Origin of the sequence: Catenulispora sp. MAP12-49, from assembly GCF_041262705.1 — a bacterium.
In the GTDB taxonomy this organism is placed as follows: domain Bacteria; phylum Actinomycetota; class Actinomycetes; order Streptomycetales; family Catenulisporaceae; genus Catenulispora.
The window spans coordinates 1-16,773 of the sequence record NZ_JBGCCP010000014.1 but is presented as its reverse complement, the minus strand read 5'-3'; the positions used below and the strand labels follow the sequence as shown (position 1 = coordinate 16,773).

16 protein-coding genes are annotated in these 16,773 nt (G+C 70.8%); 7 read left to right on the top strand and 9 right to left on the bottom strand.

What is annotated here, in order from left to right:
- Nucleotides 1-18 precede the first annotated feature (18 nt).
- Nucleotides 19-1,035: a LacI family DNA-binding transcriptional regulator gene (locus tag ABIA35_RS24290; protein ID WP_370342828.1), complete on the bottom strand. Its 1,017-nt coding sequence runs from the start codon at nt 1,033-1,035 to the stop codon at nt 19-21.
- A 112-nt stretch (nt 1,036-1,147) separates the two neighbouring features.
- Here ABIA35_RS24290 and ABIA35_RS24285 point away from each other — a divergent pair, with 112 nt between their 5' ends.
- The 3 genes from ABIA35_RS24285 (at nt 1,148) to ABIA35_RS24275 (ending at nt 5,290) form a co-directional block, all read left to right on the top strand.
- Nucleotides 1,148-2,965 (top strand): glycoside hydrolase family 13 protein, encoded by a 1,818-nt coding sequence (locus ABIA35_RS24285; protein WP_370342826.1) that lies wholly within the window; start codon nt 1,148-1,150, stop codon nt 2,963-2,965.
- 44 nt (nt 2,966-3,009) lie between these two features.
- Nucleotides 3,010-4,659, top strand: coding sequence for a glycoside hydrolase family 13 protein (locus ABIA35_RS24280; protein ID WP_370359426.1), 1,650 nt, complete (start codon nt 3,010-3,012; stop codon nt 4,657-4,659).
- 91 nt (nt 4,660-4,750) lie between these two features.
- Nucleotides 4,751-5,290 carry a hypothetical protein gene (locus ABIA35_RS24275; RefSeq protein WP_370359425.1) on the top strand — a complete coding sequence of 180 codons (540 nt, stop codon included), beginning with the start codon at nt 4,751-4,753 and terminating at the stop codon, nt 5,288-5,290.
- Between the two features lie 12 nt (nt 5,291-5,302).
- On the opposite strand, the gene ABIA35_RS24270 is transcribed toward ABIA35_RS24275, so the two are convergent.
- Nucleotides 5,303-6,205 (bottom strand): helix-turn-helix transcriptional regulator, encoded by a 903-nt coding sequence (locus tag ABIA35_RS24270; protein WP_370359424.1) that lies wholly within the window; start codon nt 6,203-6,205, stop codon nt 5,303-5,305.
- Nucleotides 6,206-6,344: 139 nt separating this feature from the next.
- On the opposite strand from ABIA35_RS24270, the gene dacB reads away from it, so the two are divergent.
- Nucleotides 6,345-7,946, top strand: coding sequence for a D-alanyl-D-alanine carboxypeptidase/D-alanyl-D-alanine-endopeptidase (gene dacB / locus ABIA35_RS24265; RefSeq protein WP_370359423.1), 1,602 nt, complete (start codon nt 6,345-6,347; stop codon nt 7,944-7,946).
- 27 nt (nt 7,947-7,973) lie between these two features.
- On the opposite strand, the gene ABIA35_RS24260 is transcribed toward dacB, so the two are convergent.
- From ABIA35_RS24260 to ABIA35_RS24250, 3 genes are all read right to left on the bottom strand, one after another.
- On the bottom strand, nt 7,974-8,882 hold the full coding sequence (locus tag ABIA35_RS24260) for a M55 family metallopeptidase (RefSeq protein WP_370359422.1): 909 nt from the start codon (nt 8,880-8,882) through the stop codon (nt 7,974-7,976).
- A 22-nt stretch (nt 8,883-8,904) separates the two neighbouring features.
- Nucleotides 8,905-9,099 carry a 4-oxalocrotonate tautomerase DmpI gene (gene dmpI, locus ABIA35_RS24255; protein ID WP_370342819.1) on the bottom strand — a complete coding sequence of 65 codons (195 nt, stop codon included), beginning with the start codon at nt 9,097-9,099 and terminating at the stop codon, nt 8,905-8,907.
- Between the two features lie 159 nt (nt 9,100-9,258).
- On the bottom strand, nt 9,259-10,179 hold the full coding sequence (locus tag ABIA35_RS24250) for a LysR family transcriptional regulator (RefSeq protein WP_370342818.1): 921 nt from the start codon (nt 10,177-10,179) through the stop codon (nt 9,259-9,261).
- Between the two features lie 131 nt (nt 10,180-10,310).
- On the opposite strand from ABIA35_RS24250, the gene ABIA35_RS24245 reads away from it, so the two are divergent.
- Complete coding sequence (locus ABIA35_RS24245; protein ID WP_370359421.1) at nt 10,311-11,111, top strand: alpha/beta fold hydrolase; 801 nt, start codon at nt 10,311-10,313, stop codon at nt 11,109-11,111.
- Between the two features lie 78 nt (nt 11,112-11,189).
- Here the strand turns inward: ABIA35_RS24245 and ABIA35_RS24240 are convergent, their stop codons facing one another.
- Nucleotides 11,190-12,347 (bottom strand): serine protease, encoded by a 1,158-nt coding sequence (locus tag ABIA35_RS24240; protein ID WP_370359420.1) that lies wholly within the window; start codon nt 12,345-12,347, stop codon nt 11,190-11,192.
- 93 nt (nt 12,348-12,440) lie between these two features.
- On the opposite strand from ABIA35_RS24240, the gene ABIA35_RS24235 reads away from it, so the two are divergent.
- A complete protein-coding gene (locus tag ABIA35_RS24235; RefSeq protein WP_370359419.1) occupies nt 12,441-12,605 on the top strand; it encodes a hypothetical protein in 165 nt (54 codons plus the stop codon).
- Nucleotides 12,606-12,627: 22 nt separating this feature from the next.
- On the opposite strand, the gene ABIA35_RS24230 is transcribed toward ABIA35_RS24235, so the two are convergent.
- Both ABIA35_RS24230 and ligD read right to left on the bottom strand, forming a co-directional pair.
- Nucleotides 12,628-13,686 (bottom strand): ATP-dependent DNA ligase, encoded by a 1,059-nt coding sequence (locus tag ABIA35_RS24230; RefSeq protein WP_370359539.1) that lies wholly within the window; start codon nt 13,684-13,686, stop codon nt 12,628-12,630.
- A gap of 10 nt (nt 13,687-13,696) precedes the next feature.
- Nucleotides 13,697-14,725, bottom strand: coding sequence for a non-homologous end-joining DNA ligase (gene ligD / locus ABIA35_RS24225; protein ID WP_370342814.1), 1,029 nt, complete (start codon nt 14,723-14,725; stop codon nt 13,697-13,699).
- 196 nt (nt 14,726-14,921) lie between these two features.
- On the opposite strand from ligD, the gene ABIA35_RS24220 reads away from it, so the two are divergent.
- Nucleotides 14,922-15,767: an alpha/beta fold hydrolase gene (locus ABIA35_RS24220; RefSeq protein WP_370342813.1), complete on the top strand. Its 846-nt coding sequence runs from the start codon at nt 14,922-14,924 to the stop codon at nt 15,765-15,767.
- A 111-nt stretch (nt 15,768-15,878) separates the two neighbouring features.
- Here the strand turns inward: ABIA35_RS24220 and ABIA35_RS24215 are convergent, their stop codons facing one another.
- Nucleotides 15,879-16,442, bottom strand: a complete 564-nt coding sequence (locus ABIA35_RS24215) for an O-methyltransferase (RefSeq protein WP_370342811.1) — start codon at nt 16,440-16,442, stop codon at nt 15,879-15,881.
- Between the last annotated feature and the right edge of the window lie 331 nt (nt 16,443-16,773).

The window sequence follows — 16,773 nt, the reverse complement described above, 5'->3', positions numbered from 1 at the left end:
ATCCGTGCACCGCTGTTTCTACGTTTCTGCAAGAGGCCCCGTGGAGGCCCGCACGACCAACTCCGGGAAGAACAGCGACTCGGTCTTGCGGATGGTGACCCCGCGGATCTGGTCGATCAGCGTCCGGGCTGCGGCGACGCCCATCGACAGCACCGGCTGGCGCACGGTGGTCAGCGGCGGATCGGTGTAGCCCATGAGGACCGAATCGTCGTAACCGATCACGGAAACGTCCTCCGGGACCCGCTTGTGGTGTTGCCTCAGCGCTCTGATCGCACCCAGCGCCATCATGTCCGAGCCGCAGACGATGGCCGTGACGTTGCGCTGCAACAGCCTGGAAGCCCCGGCGTACCCGCCCTCGACGCCGGGGAAGGAGATGTCCACCAGGTCCGGGTCGTAGCCGCCGGCGCCGAAGCCGGTCTCCATCGCGGTGCGGTAGCCGGACAGCTGCCGGCGGGCCGGGATGTGCCGGTCGGAGGACAGCAGCAGCCCGATGCGGCGGTGCCCGAGCTCGGCCAGGTGCGCCACGGCCAGCTCGCCGGCGGCGCGGTCGTCGCAGGAGATGAACGGCGCCTCCAGGTTCGGGATGAAGCCGTTGACGAACACCAGGGGCAGCCGCTGGGCCACCAGGTCCCGGTAGCGGGAGTGGTCCTGGCCGGAGTCGGCGTGCATGCCGGAGACGAAGATGACGCCGGAGACGCCGCGGTCCAGCAGCATGCCGACGTACTCGTCCTCCCCCGCGCCCTCAGGCGTCTGGGAGCACAGCACCGGCGTGAAGCCCTGCCGGGACAGGTTGGTCTCGATGACCTGCGCGCACAGCGGGTAGATCGGGCTCTCCAGCTCCGGCAGGAGCAGGCCGACCAGGCCGGCGCTGCGCGGGCGCAGGCGGGAGGGGCGTTCGTAGCCCAGGACGTCAAGGGCGGTCAGCACCGCCTTGCGCAGCTGGGGACTGACACCGGGACGCTCGTTGAGCACGCGGGAGACCGTGGCTTTGCTGACCCCGGCCTGGCGGGCTATGTCGTCGAGTCGAGAAGACATGCGCCGCACTATAGGTGTTGCGTTGCGAAACACGGAAGCAAAAGAGTGAAACACGGCGGCAAACATCGGCAACCCCTTACGGATCACGACACGTTTGCCTAGCGTCTGCGTCGTGAATCCCCCCGCTCTCGGTCCCTCGGCCCACCACGACGGCTCGCCTTTGTACGTCGGCGATCCCGCGCCCCGCGTCGGGGAGAAGGCCGAGGTGTTCGTACGAACGTCGAAAGCCCTGGCGGCGCGCGGAGTCCACGTTCGCACCACCCCCGACGGCGAGCCGGCCTACACCGAAGCGCAGGTGGACCGGGAGGACGGCGACGAGATCTGGTGGCGCGCGAGCGTGCCGGTGGTGAACACCGAGCTCGGATACCGGTTCCTGATCGAGACCGGACAGACCGGGGCGACGAGGCGGCGGCTGTGGCTGAACGGCACGGGGCTCAGCGACGTCGACGTCACCGACAGCGCCGACTTCCGCCTCTCGACGTACGACCCGCCGCCGGCGTGGGCCGAGGGCGCGGTGGTGTACGAGATCTTCCCGGACCGGTTCGCGCGCTCGGAGGCGCATCCGGTGGGCGCGCTGCCGGACTGGGCCGTTCCGACCGCGTGGGACGAACCGGTCGCCTACGGCACGCCGAACGGGGTGAAGCAGGTCTACGGCGGCACGCTGTGGGGAGTCGCGGAGAAGCTCGACTACCTGCGCGGGCTCGGGATCGACGCGGTGTACCTGACGCCCTTCTTCCCCGCGCGGTCGAACCACCGCTACGACGCCTCGTCGTTCGACGTCGTCGACCCGCTGCTCGGCGGCGATGAAGCGCTCAAGGAGCTGACGGCGCAGGCCCACCTGCGCGGGATCAAGGTCATCGGCGACATCACCCTGAACCACACCGGGGACCTGCATCCGTGGTTCCAGCGCGCGCGGGCCGACCCGGCGAGCCCGGAAGCAGGGTTCTACTACTTCGGGGCCGACCGCAGCCAGTACGCGTCGTTCTACGGCGTGCCCTCGATGCCGAAGCTCGACCACCGCTCCGAGGAGATGCGGCGCCGACTGTATGAGGGCCCGGATTCGGTGATCGCGCGGTATCCGGCGGAGTTCGGGCTGGACGGCTGGCGCGTGGACGTGGCGCAGTCGGCGGGGCGGTACGGCGCGATCGATCTGAACGCCCGGATGGCGCGGGCGGTGCGTGAGACGCTGCTGCGGACGGCGCCGGATTCCCTACTGCTGGCCGAGCATCAGTTCGACGCCTCGGCGGCGCTTCAGGGCGACGGCTGGCACGGGACGATGGCGTACGCCGGGTTCACGCGGCCGGTGCTGGGCTGGCTCGGCGAGGCCGGGACGCCGGAGCTGTGGGGCGTGCCGGGCCGGCCGCCGTCGCTCGGCGGTGCGGAGATGGCCGCGGTGATGCGGGAGTTCGCGGCGCTGATCCCCTGGCGCTCGGTCACGCACAACATGACGCTGCTGGACTCGCACGACATGCCGCGCTTCCGGTCGCTGGTCGGCGGGGCCGGGCGGCAGGCGCTCGGGGTGGCGCTGCTGATGACGCTGCCGGGGCTGCCGATGGTGTTCGCCGGGGACGAGGTTGGCGTCGCCGGAGCGCTGCATAGCGAGGACGGGCGACGGGCGTTCCCGTGGGATGAGAGCACGTGGGATCAGGGTACGTATGAGGTGTACCGCTCGCTGATCGCGCTGCGGCGTTCGCACGCGGCGCTGCGCTCCGGCGGACTGCGCTGGCTGCACGCCTCCGACGACATGGTGCTCTTCGAGCGGGCCCGGCCCGAGGAGACGCTGGTGGTGCAGGTGAGCCGGGCGGCGCACGCGCCGCTGACCGTTCCGTTCGCCGCCTCGCATCTGCTCGGCGGTCCCGATCTGCGCCCTGGCGTTCAGCTGCCGTCCGACGGGCCGGCGTTCCATGTGTGGCGTGTCGAGCGCGTTTAGGCCCTTCCTCCTCTTCTCAGCCTTCTCATCTCGGAGTGAAACATATGAGCAGCTGGTGGCGTGACGCCGTCATCTATCAGGTCTACATCCGCAGCTTCGCCGACGGGAACGGCGACGGGGTCGGGGACGTCGCGGGGCTGCGGTCGCGGCTGCCGTATCTGGCGGCGCTGGGGGTGGACGCCTTGTGGCTGAACCCTTGGTATGCCTCGCCGCAGGTGGACGCCGGGTACGACGTCAGCGACTATCGGCGGCTGGATCCGCTGTTCGGGACGTTGGAGGACGCCAAGGGGCTGATCGCCGACGCGCACGAGCACGGCCTGCGGTTGATACTCGATATCGTCCCGAACCACACATCGGATCAGCATCCTTGGTTCCAGGAGGCACTGGCCGCTTCGCAGGGGTCTGACGCCCGCGCCCGGTACCACTTCCGGCCGGGGCGCGGCGCCGACGGTTCGCAGCCGCCGACGGACTGGCCGTCGATCTTCGGCGGCCCGGCGTGGACCCGGACCGTGGACGCCGACGGCGAGCCCGGCGACTGGTACCTGCACCTGTTCGCGCCGGAGCAGCCGGACCTGGACTGGACCAACCCCGAGGTGCGCCGGGAGTTCGAGGACATCCTGCGCTTCTGGCTGGACCTGGGCGTCGACGGATTCCGCATCGACGTGGCCCACGGCCTGACCAAGGACCCCGGCTTCCCCGATCTGGCCTCGCGCGCCGCCGGCGGCATGCTGGACGGCGTGGCGAGGGACCATCCGTACTTCGACCGCGACGAGACGCTGGCGATCTACGAGGACTGGCGCCGGGTCGCGGACTCCTACGAGGGCGAGCGGGTGTTCGTCGCCGAGGCCTGGGTCGCGGACGCCGCGCGCGTGGCACGGTACCTGACGCCGTCCCGGCTGCACACGGCGTTCAACTTCGGGCTGCTGAGCTGCCCGTGGGAGGCCTCGGCACTGCGCTCGGAGATCGACGCGACGCTCGGCGTCCTGGCCGCGGTGGGAGCACCGCCGACGTGGGTGCTGTCGAACCACGACGTGATCCGCCACGCCACCCGCTACGGCCGCAGCCAGACCTCCCTGTCCGACGCGCGCCGCCTGTACGGCACCCCGGTGGACCACGCCCTCGGCGAGCGCCGGGCCCGCGCGGCGGCGCAGCTGATCAACGCACTGCCCGGCGGCACGTACGTGTACCAGGGCGAGGAGCTGGGACTCCCGGAGGTGGAGGACCTCCCGCCGTCGGTATGGCAGGACCCGAACCGCCGCTACACCGACCACGACGGCCCGGTCCGCGACGGCTGCCGCGTCCCGCTGCCCTGGTCGGGCGCGACACCCCCGTTCGGCTTCTCGCCGGAGCAGGCGACCGCCGACCCCTGGCTCCCGCAGCCGCCGGACTGGAAGGACCACACGGCCGCCGCCGAGGAGCAGAACCCCCGCTCGACCCTGTCGCACTACCAAGCCCTGCTCCGCATCCGCCGCGAGTGGCGGGACCGGGGCCTGGGCGACGGAGCGCCGCTGGAGTGGATCACGACGCCACCCGACGTTCTGGCGTTCCGGCGCGGCGAGGTGGTGTGCTACGCGAACTTGTCGACGGCGCCGGTGGCGTTGCCGGCGGGGTATCGGGTGCTGCTCGCTTCGGAGGTGGTGGACGACGACAGGGTGCTGCCGGTGGATGCGGCGGCTTGGTTGGTGGCCGAGTAGGGCGGCTTGAGGCCGGGCAAGCCAAGGCCTGGCGGTCGGAACCCGGGCGGCGGATTCGAACAGCCGATCAGGCACCGGTAGCCTGCCCGGTGTGGAATCCGCCTATGCTTCGTGGGACCCCGTCAGTGCTCTGTCGGAGACGGATCGTGGAGCGTTCTACGACCGCTGGACCGACCTGAGTGTCTTGAACGTGCCTGGGCCGTTCTACACCGGGATGACCGACAACTGCTGGACCGGCCGCCTGAGCGCGCCCCACAACGTGATCTACGCCGGTGAATACTTCGCAGAGCACGTCTTCCGCCAGCCCCGCGATGCCGACGAGGTCGCGGCGCTGGCGCAGGCGGCCGAGGCGGATCCGTACGTCGGCTACGCGTGCGACGGCGACGACCACTGGACTCCTGCGGCGGTTCGCGCGTGGTGGCACGGCCGGCAGCGCGTCGTCGACGCCGTCTCGGCAACCCTGGAGGTGCTGGACATCGACCCCGGGGGTGAATCGCTCGACGCCGCCGAGGGCTTGCGGGAGTTCCTCGGCTACCTCGCGGACGGGCTCGAAGCCGACCTTCGCGCGTACATCTTCAGGCTGGAAGTCGGACGCTATCCCCACCGGGGCGAGCAACTCCCGGAGCTGTGAGGCTCCTCGCCCTCACCCCGCCGGGCGCGAGTCCGCCTCCTCGCGCTCGACCGTCGCGGCCCAGCTGGCCAGCAGCGCCATCTTCTCCTGCGACGGCGTCCCGGGCTCGGCGCTGTAGACGCTCATCACCAGCCCGGTGCCGTCGGTCAGCTCCAACGCCTCGTACGCCAGCTCCAGGTCCCCCACCACCGGGTGGTGGAAGCGCTTCAGCCCGGTGTTGTGAAAACGCACGTTGTGCGCGGCCCAGCGGGTGCGGAAGAACTCGCTGCGCGTCGACAGTTCTCCGATCATGTCCGTCAGTGCCTTGTCATAGGGGTTGCGCCCGGCCTCCGAGCGCAGCGCGGCGACCATGTCGTTGGCCGTCCGTTCCCAGTCGCCGTAGAACTCCTCGGCACGCGGGTCCAGGAACACGAAGCGCGCCATGCTCACCGGTCCCTGGTGTCCCTCGTATGCCGGGGCGAGCAGGGCGCGGCCCATCCGGTTGGCCGCCAGCGAGTCGAAGCGGCCGTTGCGGACGTGTGCGGGGGTGCCCTCCATGCCGTCCAGGATGCGCTGGACGATGGGCCTGACCTGCTGCTTGGCCGCCCGGCGGGGTCGCGAACCGTGGCCGGTGCCGCCCCCACCCCCGGCGCTGGCGGCGCGCGCCAGGTCGAACAGGTGGGCCCGCTCGGCGTCGTCGAGTTGCAGGGCCCGGGCCAGGCTGTCGAGCACGCTCTCCGAGACGCCGCGCGCGTTCCCGCGCTCGAGCCGGGTGTAGTACTCCACGCTCACCCCGGCCAGCAGTGCCACCTCCTCGCGCCGCAGGCCCGGGACCCGGCGGTGGGCGCCGCCGTAGGCGGGCAGGCCGGCCTGGTCGGGGGTGATGCGCGCGCGGCGGGAGGTGAGGAAGTCGCGGAACTCGTCTCGGCCGTCCATGATCTCCAGGCTAGATGCGCGGGGTGCGTCCTGACAGGTCCTGGTGGTACCTGTCTGGGATCGGCCGACCGGATGACGCTGCCCCGGCACGAGGCGGAGGTCGCGATCTGCCCCATATCAGCCACTTACGATGCGCCTCATGAGACGGATGCACCCCACCGGCCTGCGGACGAAGGCTGCCGCCGGTATGACCCTTCTGGCCCTGGCCGCCTCGGTCGCCACCGGCCCCGCGGCCGTGGCCGGCGACGACAGCCTCGGGCCCGCGATCAAGGCCATCATGGACAAGCCCGCCTACAAGCACGCGCAGTGGGGCGTGCTGGAGGTGGACCCGGCGAAGCACGAGACGATCCACTCCCAGTTCCCGAACCAGGGCTTCATCCCCGGCTCGGACACCAAGCTGGTCACCATCTCCTCGGCCTGGCACACCCTGGGCCCCGACCACCGCTTCACCACCCCGGTGTACTCGGTCGGCACGCTCTCCGGTTCCACGCTGACCGGGAACCTGGCGCTGGTCGCGCAGGGCGACCTGACGATGGGCGGGCGCACCAAGCCCGACGGCTCCGTGGCCTACACCGACATCGACCACACCGACGCCAACGACCTGCCCGGGGCGACCCTGACCCCCGAGGACCCGCTGGCCGGGCTCGACATGATCGCCCAGCAGGTGCGCGACTCGGGCATCACCCACGTCGCCGGCGACGTGGTCATCGACCCGCGGATCTTCACCCCGCCGCCGCTGGACCCGCAGCCCACCCCGCTGATCATCAACGACAACCTCATCGACCTGCTCACCACGCCGACCAGCGCCGGCCAGCCGGCGCAGCTGATGTGGCGTCCGCAGGTCGCCCCGTACACCGTGACCTCGACCGTGCAGACGGTGGCCGCCGGGGGTACCACGAACATCACCGTCTCGGCCTCGCCGGACGGCACGCACATCACCCTGTCCGGCACCATCGCCGCGGGCGCGCAGCCGGTCCTGCGCACCTCCGGCATCCAGGACCCGAACGCCTTCGGCCGCACCGCGCTGATCGAGGCGCTCGGCCGGGCCGGGGTGACCGTCACGGCGGCACCGACCGGGGCGAACCCGCAGAACCTGCTGCCGGCCGGCTACACCGGCGATCCGCAGGTGGCCAAGTACGTCTCCCCGCCCTACAGCCAGTACGCGAAGCTGATCCTCAAGGTCAGCCACAACCTCGGCGCGAACCTGGCGCTGTGCAACATCGCGGTGTTCAAGGGCAGCACCGACTGCTTCGACGCCTTCCCGGTCGAGCAGGCGTTCCTGCGGGACGTCGCGCACGTCGATCCGGCCCAGTTCCAGCTCGACGACGGCCGCGGCGGCGACGCGACCGAGCGGGCCACCCCGAACGGCCTGGCCGGGATCCTGGCCTACTGGCTGAGGACCCCCGACGCCGCCGCCTTCCGGAACTCCCTGCCGATCCTGGGCGTCGACGGCTCGAACGCGAGCACCTGCACCGCGTGCCCGGCCCGGGGGAAGGTGTTCGCCAAGCCCGGCACCGTCATCGGCCAGGACCTGCTCAACAACGGCCTGTCGATCGCCGACCAGAGCCAGGCCGGATACCTGATCACCGACGACGGCCGCACGCTCATCTTCGTGGTGATGGTCAACGCCGCCGCCGTGCCGGACATCCAGGGTGTCCTGGACGTCTTCAACGACTCCAACGAGATCTCGGCCCTGTTGCAGCAGCAGGCCTCGCGGCACTGGCACGACGAGGACGACTGAGCCGCCGGGAGTGACCGGTCGGAACGATCAGCAGTAAGGGGCCTGATTCGTCAGCGCGGAGGCGACCCGCATCCATACTCCGAACTGACGGAACAGGTCCGGCGGTGTGCCGGCGGCCTGCACGGTCCGCGGGTCCACGGCGGTGACGCCGGGGATGCCGAGCAGGATCTCGGCCACCGCCGAGGACTGCCAGCGCACGGCCAGGGTCGCGGTCGGCGCGCTGGAGCCGCTGGATTCGCTGGATTCGCTGGAGTCTGTGGATTCGCTGGAGTCGCCGGGCTTGCCAGAGCCGCCGGACTCGCCGCCCGCGCCACGGCGGCTCTCCCCGAGCGCCCTGGCGACCGTCTCCTCGATCGCCGCCCGCGCCTCGTTCTCCGGGCGCAGCTCGGCGGCGAAACGGCTGCGCACGTACTTCACCGGCACCGTGGCGACAGTGTCGTCCCACGCGGTGGCCTCCGCACAAGCCGCGTCGTCGCCGGTGAGCACCACGAGCGGAACACCCAGCGCCGCGGCCGAGGCCTGGACCAGCCCGATCTCGCCGGTGGCGGCGCCGTCGAGCCACATGTCCTCGATCTCGTGCCCCATGAAGCTGTGGCTGAGCACCCCGTGGGCGCCGGCGCGGGCGTGGTAGCCGACGCAGAGCATGGCGTCGTAGTCGCCGGTGAGGCCCTCGATCATGCCCATGGTCTTGGGCTTGCCGCGGATCAGGCGCGCGGCGGGGTGCAGGCTCTCGGTCATCAGGTTGCGCATGGGACCGTGGGCGTCGTTCACGACGATCTCGGTGGCGCCGGCCCGCACGGCACCGCGGACGGCGGCGTTGACGTCCCCGGTCATCGCCAGCCGCCCGCGCTCGTAGTCGCGGCCGCCGGGCTGGACGTCGTCGGCGTCCACGAGCCCGGTGATCCCCTCCATGTCCGCGCTGATGAAGATCCGCATAGGGACCGTTGTAGCAGCCGGGCTACTTCTTGGCGAGCTTGTCCGCCAGCAGCTGGCCGCCGGCGGCGTAGTCCTCGGTGGTGACCTCCTGGAACCACACGTGGATGGTCTCCACCGGAGCCTTGTACACGTCGACCATCGCGTCGGTGATGCGGGTGACCAGCTCGCGCTTCTGCTCGGCGGTCTTGGGCATCTGCTGGATGGTGATGTTCGGCATGGCGCTCTCCCTGGCGATCAGGGGCGGTTCCGGCCTTTCCGGCCCGTTCCCCCTTGCGAGATCAAGTTCATCGCAGAGCGGGGATCCGAACCAGACGCGACCGGCACTGGTTGCCATCACGATTCCTGATCGCCGGCCGGACCCTCATCGCCGCGGCGATCACTGGTCGCCGGCCGCGCCCTCATCGCCGCCCATCGCCAGCTCACAGCCCTGCATCAGGAGGCTGAAATGCGGCGTGGGCCGGGAACGGCTGACCACCAGGTGGGTCATCAGGCGCAGCCCCGGCGGCTGGAAGGGCAGGAAGGCCACGCGGCGGTTGCGGATCTGCTCGGCGCGCGCGGCGTACATGACGGTGTAGCTGGCGCCGTCGGCGCCGATCGCGGCCAGGGTGTCGGCCAGGCGGGTATAGGGATTCGCCGACTTCGGCTCGCAGCCGGCGGCGTGGAAGGCGCCGACGACCAGGTCCACCAGCGCGGGGTTGTTGCGGCGCTCGGTCAGGCGCAGGCCCAGCGGCGCCAGCGCGGCGAAGGTGGCGTACGGCTCCTGCGCGACCGGGTGGCGGGCCGGCACGGCGGCGACCACCTCGTCCCGCCACAGCGGAACCACCCGCAGGCCCCGGCCCTCGTCGGGCACCGTGCCGCGGACGAAGGCCGCGTCCAGCGAACCGTCGGCGACCCGGTCCAGGCGATCGGGCGTGGGCCCGGCCATCACCAGCTCGACCGGCAGGTCCGGGGCCAGGCGGACCAGCTCGTCCAGCACCATCTCCAGCCGCTCCCCCAGCCCGGAGCTGGTGCCGATGCGCAGCGGCGCCGGGCGGGCGCCGGCGGCCTGCGCCACCGCGGACCGGGCCCGGGCCACGGCGGCCAGCACGTCGCGCGCCTGCGGCAGCAGCGCCTCGCCGGCCGGGGTGAGCCGCACATGGCGCGGCGAGCGGTCGAACAGCTCGGCGGCCAGCTCCCGCTCCAGGCGCCGCAGCTGCTGGCTGACCGCGGGCTGCCCGATGTGCAGCCGTTCGGCGGCCCGGCCGAAGTGCAGCTCCTCGGCGACGGCCACGAAGTACTCGAGCTGGCGCAGTTCCATGGCGATCAAGGTAGCGCCGAGGACGCCGAGTGTGGCGGACGGCTGGGAAAGTAGGAAGGCTGCGAGCGATGAGTCCGCCGGGTCCGCGTCGTCCAACCTGGCGAAGCGATCCGCGAGGAAAGGGCCCGAACATGAGCTATGCCGACGTCAACGGCCTGTCGATGTACTACGAGGAGCACGGCGACGCCGAGGTCACCGCCGAGAACCCGGCGCTGGTGCTGCTGCACGGCGGCTTCCAGGGCACGGAGAACTGGGCGCCGATCCTGCCGGCGCTGACCGCCGGCCGCCGGGTGATCACCGCGGACCTGCAGGGCCACGCGCGCACCGCCGACGCCGACCGCCCGATCCGGGTGGAGACGCTCGGCGACGACGTGGCCGCCCTGATCAAGCACCTGGGGCTGGGACGCGCGGACGTCATGGGCTACTCGTTCGGGGGCGGCGCGGCGCTGCGGTGCGGGATCCAGCACCCGGACGCGGTGCGCAGGCTGGTCGTGGTGTCGTTCCCGTTCCGCCAGGACGGTTTCTATGAGGACGTGCGCGCTCAGCAGCGGCAGATGTCGCCGGAGGCGGCGGCGTTCATGAAGCAGACACCGATGTGGGAGCTGTACGAGCGCACGGCCCCGCGGCCGCAGGACTTCCCGACGCTGGTCGGCAAGATGGGCGACTGGCTGCAGCAGCCGTTCGACTACTCCGAGGAGATCCGCGGCATCCAGGTGCCGACGCAGCTGGTATTCGCCGACGCCGACATGTACTCGATGCAGCACGTGTGCGACTTCTGGGCACTGCTCGGCGGCGGGGAGCGCGACGCCGGATGGGACGCGGCCGGGCGTCCGGGAGCGCATCAACTGGCGGTGCTGCCGGGGACCACGCACTACAACATCTTCATGTCGCCGTTGCTCGCTCCGACAGCCGAGGCGTTCTTGTCGGCGTAAGCCACAGCTGGCGACGAGGGGCAGGCCACGGCTTCCCGCGACCTGCCCTCATTGTCACAACGACGCGCAAGCGCCCCGCTACAGCGAAGCGTTCTGCGCGGCCTGCCAGACCGCCTGCTCCTCATCCCCGAAGTGCGTGGCCTCCATCTGCGGGCCCTGCAACCAGTTCAGCCAGCCCAGGGGACTCGGTCCCTGGGACGGGTTCTGGTACCGGGAGTTCACACCGGTCTGCACACCGGTCCCGGTCGAGGGGTCGAAGTTCTGCAGCCACGGCCCGCCGCTGCACCCCGGGGCCTGCGCGGTGTTCAGCACGTCGTTGGCGTAGACCGCGTCGGGCTGGGACTGGCCGCGGGTGACGTTCAAGGTGCGGCCGTCGAAGCCGCGCCACAGGTTCTGCGGCTCGCCGTTGCTGGCCTTCGTGCCGTTGTTGTTGTTCGACCAGTACCAGTTGCGCTCGTTGGTCTGCGGGTAGCCGAACATGTACTCGTACTGGTTCTGCGGCTGGTTGAAGCCGATCTGCTGAGCGCCGGTGACCTGGGCGATCGGCCGCGGGTCGTCGGGATTGGCGACCAGTATCGCGGCCATGTCGTGGCCCAGGGCGAAGTCGGCGCTGTTGCTCCAGGTGTTCGTGATCCACGCCCGCGTGGCGCCCCACACCCCGAACGGCGCGATGTCCTTGCCGGGCAGCGCCGTGCTCGTGGTGCCGCGCGGCAGGGCCGCGCCGTTGTAGCCCGGGATGAAGACCATGTTGGTGACCACGGTGTTGCCCATGCCGAAGGGCGCGCCGAGGTCGAACGGCGTGTGGACGGCCACGCAGTGCGCGGCGGTCACCACGGTGCTCTGGTTGCCGCTGGTCACGACGTCCGCCGAGCACGAGTCGGGGACGAGCGCCCCGCTGTCGACGTCTTTCTGGACGAAGAACAGCTTCCCGGCGGTCTTGGTGATGAGTCCCTGGCCCTGGGTCGACCACGGCGCACTGAGGTCGTCCCAGCCGCTCGCCGGTTCGGTGGCGTCCTGGCCGTCGTCGTTCAGCCCGACGGAGGCCATCTGCGCCAGGGTCCAGTAGTTCACCTCGGTCCGCAGGTCCTGGTTGAAGTTCGGCCCGGCGGCGACCAGCGGCGGCAGTTCCACCGGAGTGGTGTCGGCATGCGCGGCCGGCGCGGTGAGGCCGATCGTGGCCACGGCGATGGCCACGGCGCCCACGCGTGCGGTGGCGGTGCGGAGATGGCGTCTCAAGGTTCTTCCCCCATATCGACGGATCGGTGGCTGAGACGCCAGAGTCACATCGGGGGTTCACAATTCGAACACAGCGAATGCACGGCGGATAGCGTGGCCTTCGTGCTCGCCAGTCCTCCGGGAATCACGACTATTCCAGTGCCCGTCGGCTTGCTCATCTGGCCGCTCGTGGTCGCCGTGACGCCTCTCGTCCTGTGCTACCTCTTCTTCATCCTGCGCGAAGTGGTGCGTGACGTGAAGGCGAAGGCCCGCCGCTGACCGCTCAGCCGCTCCCGTCGCATCAGCCCCCGAACACGTCCGCGAGGTCGTAGGCCGCCGGCACCTCCAGCTGCTCGTACGAGCACGACTTCGCCTCCCGGTCCGGCCGCCAGCGCACGAAGCGTCCGTTGTGCCGGAACCGGTCGCCCTGCAGCTGGTCGTAGCGCACTTCGCAGACCAGCTCCGGGCGCAGCGCGATGAAGGACACATCCTTGCCGGCGTTCCAGCGGTTCAGCGTTCCGGGGCGGCGGTGTTCGTCCTCGCCCTCCTCGGCGGCGTCCACCCAGGGATGCGACTCGCCCTCGGGCAGCAGGTAGGGCGCGAGTTCGTCGATCAGCTCCGCGCGACGGGCCATGGTGAAGGCGCTGGAGCCGCCGACGTAGTTCAGGACGCCGTCCTGCCCGTACAGGCCGAGCATCAGGGAGCCGACGATCGGGCCGCTCTTGTGCAGGCGGTAGCCAGCCACGACCACGTCCGCGGTGCGCTCGTGCTTGACCTTCACCATGCTGCGCTCGCCAGGGGTATATGGACCCTGCGACGGCTTCGCCACCACGCCGTCCAGACCGGCACCCTCGAAACGCTGGAACCAGGTGGTGGCCAGCTTCGGATCGTCGGTGGCGCGGGTGACATGCACGTGCGGGTGTTCCGCCACCGCTTCGACCAGGGCCGCGCGGCGCTCGGTGAACGGCTCGGCCGTCAAGTCCCGGTCACCGAGCGCCAGCAGGTCGAAGCCGACGAACGAGGCAGGCGTCTGCTCCGCCAGCAGCTTCACCCGTGACGCCGCGGGATGGATGCGGTCACTGAGCCGGTCGAAGTCCAGGCGACTCTCGACCACCACCACGATCTCGCCATCCACGACGCACCGCTGCGGCAGCGCGGCCTTCAACGACTCAACCAGCTCCGGGAAGTAGCGGCCCAACTCCTTGCCGCCGCGGCTGCCGAGCACGACCTGGTCCCCGTCGCGGAAGACAAGGCAGCGGAAGCCGTCCCACTTGGGCTCGTAGAGGTAGTCGCCGCTGGGGACCTTGGCCGCGGACTTGGCAAGCATCGGCTCCACCGGAGGCGTCACCGGCAGGTTCATGTCCGCCATCTCAGCTCCCTGTTTCCTGGTCAGTGGCACGCGCCTTGGAGGGCTGGACCCGCTTGGGCTCACCGGGCATCTTCGGGAAGTCCGGCGGATACGGCAGGTCGCCCAGGCCCCGGTCCTTCTCGTCCCGGTCGGCCATCTCCAGCAGCGCGTCCAGGCTGTGCGCGACCTCGTCGATCTCGGCGTTCGCATCGCCGTTCTTGGCGAACAGGTCCGGGACGGTCTTCACCGTGAAGTCCCCCGGCACCACATCTGCCAAGTCCTCCCAGCGGACCGGCATCGACACCGGCGCCTCGGGGCGGGCCCGGGTGGAGTACGGGGCCACGGTCATGCGGTCGCGGGCCATCTGGTTGAAGTCGATGAAGATGCGCTCGCCGCGCTCCTCCTTCCACCAGGACGTCGTCACCAGGTCCGGGTGGCGCCGTTCCAGTTCGCGGGCCAGGGCGATCACCGCGCGCCGGGCCTCGACGAACGTCCAGCGCGGTTCGATGCGGACCAGCAGGTGCAGGCCGCGGCCGCCGGAGGTCTTCACGAAGGGCCGGATGCCCAGTTCCTCGAACAGCGCCCGCGCCTGGCCCGCGACCTGGACGGCCTCGGCGAAGTCGGTGCCGGGCTGCGGGTCCAGGTCGATGCGCAGCTCGTCGGGGTGGTCGGTGTCGGCGGCGCGGACCGGCCAGCCGTGCAGCTCCAGGGTGCCCATCTGGACCGTCCACAGCGCGGTGGCCGGCTCGGTGATGCAGACCTCGTCGCCGGTGCGGCCGCTGGGGAAGGTGACGCGCGCGGTCGAGGCCCAGTCCGGCAGGCCCTTGGGCGCGGCCTTGGTGAAGAAGGACTTGCCGCCCAGGCCGTCCGGGAAGCGGTTCAGGGCCACGGGGCGATCGGCAAGGCCGCGGAAGAGCCCGTCGGCGACGCTCGCGTAGTAGGTGGCGAGCCCGAGTTTGGTGACCCCGGCGTCGGGGAAGAGAAGTTTGTCCGGCGAGGAGATCCGGACGCTGCGACCACCGGCTTCGACGTGCGCTTCGGCAGAACCCATAGTCGGCAGGCTACGGCCCGGTGCCGACAAGCGCACCCCGGAGCGTGCCGTGGCGTGCGCGGCGGTTATCCCCCGCCACAACCGCGAGCCGTCAGCCATGTGCATCAGAACAGTGACCTGGAGGCCACTTTCCGCGACCATTTCAAGTGTGGACGGGAAGTTCCCCGCCCCCGGAACCGGAAAAGGGTGCGGAATCATGGCGCGGGTGACGGTCGACAAGGAGAACCACCTTCCCGTCGACATCCACTACCAGGACCGGGGCGCCGGCCGACCGGTCGTACTGCTCCACGGCTGGCCGCTGTCCATCGGCCAGTGGGAGTTCCAGATCCCCGACCTGCTGGCGGCCGGGCACCGCGTGGTCGCCTACGACGGCCGCGGCTTCGGCGCCTCGGCCAAGCCGCGCGGCGGCTACGACCCCGACACCCTGGCCGCGGACCTGCACATGCTGCTGGAGCACCTGGACCTGCGGGATGCCACACTGGTCGGCTTCTCCTCCGGCGCCAACACGGCGGTGCGGTACCTGAGCCGCTTCGGCAACCCGCGCGTGTCCAAGCTGGCGCTGGTCTCCGCGGCGGGCCCGTACCTGCGCCGCACCGACACGCACCCCGAGGGCTTCCTGGAGGACACAAAGCTGCGCGAGTACCAGCGCTGCCTGACCGACGACCGCGTCAGCTTCCTGCACCGCTTCGCCACCAAGTTCTTCGAAGTCAGCCGCACCTCCGCCCCGCGCCCGGCGATGCCCCGGCCCCTGCACACCCGCATGGTCATGCTCGCCGCCGCAGCCTCCCACCGCGGCGCACTACAGACCCTGCTCCAGACCGCGACCACCGACCTCCGCAACGACCTGCGGGCCATCACCGTGCCGACCCTGGTCGTACACGGCGAGGCCGACGCCGTCCTGCCGGTGGAGTCCACCGGCGCCCGCACCGCCGAGGCAATCGCCGGCAGCCGCCTGCTGCGGATGCAGAGCGCACCGCACGGCCTGATCGTCACCCGCGCCGCTGAGTTCAATCGAGAACTGTTGGCGTACCTGGAGGGGTGACGGGAGCGGGCGGTCCGGCAGTGCCCTCTCCGGCCGCCCGCAGCCTCACCCCCGGCAGCCCCAATCCCCCGCAGCCCCACTCCCCCACCGGAAAGCGGACCCCACCACCCCTCACCCGAGCCGCGTCGCGATGATCGCCACGGTCCCGGGGGTGGTCAGCACCTCGGCAGCGGCCAACCGCGGATGACCGAGGTAGAAGACGCGCAGCTCGTCGACCTGGCCGTCGAACAACGGCGGCCAGCCCTCGGCGGGCGTGAAGTCGTCCATGACGAGCACCCCTCCGAGCGCGAGCAGGTCCACGACGCGCTCGGGATCGTCACGCTTCCCCCCGCCGTCGCAGAAGAAGACATCGAACGGCGCATGCGCTTCCAGCAGCCGCCAATCCCCGGTGAGCACCTCGACCCGGGCGTCGCCAGCAAACCGCGCGCCGGCACTCGCGGCAAGAGACGGCTCACGCTCGACGGTGACCAACCGCGCATCCGCACCCAGCCCACTGTGCAGCCAGGCGGTACCGACCCCGCACCCGGTGCCACTCTCGGCAATCACACCGGCGGGCTTGGACGCGACGGCGGCGCGCAGAAGCCGCCCGACTTCGGGAATGCAGGACTGGGTGAACCCCGCTTCGGCTGCGAGACGCTCGGCTTCGGTGACGGCGGCGGGGATGGCAGGTCGCATGGGGGTGTTTTAGCAGTACTTGTTGTTGGCGTGGCCACACCCGCAGGGGGCGCCGCCCGCTGTAGAGCACCCGCCGGAGGCACCTGCCTTTGATCTTAGGCACCCACCAAACGCGGCAGACGGCCGCCAGACCAAACGCATGCGCAGTGACTCGGACCGGCGCGCGGTCGTGGACGCGCGAACCGCCGACCGCCAACGCGACCCGCGACGCTCACCCGAACTGCGCCACCAGCGGAGATCCTGTTGCCCATTTATTTGGTTAAGCAATGAGGGCGAGTTCGAGGCGGGAGAGGTGGCTGGTGCGGGTGCGGTCCAGTGGCTTGTCGTTCCA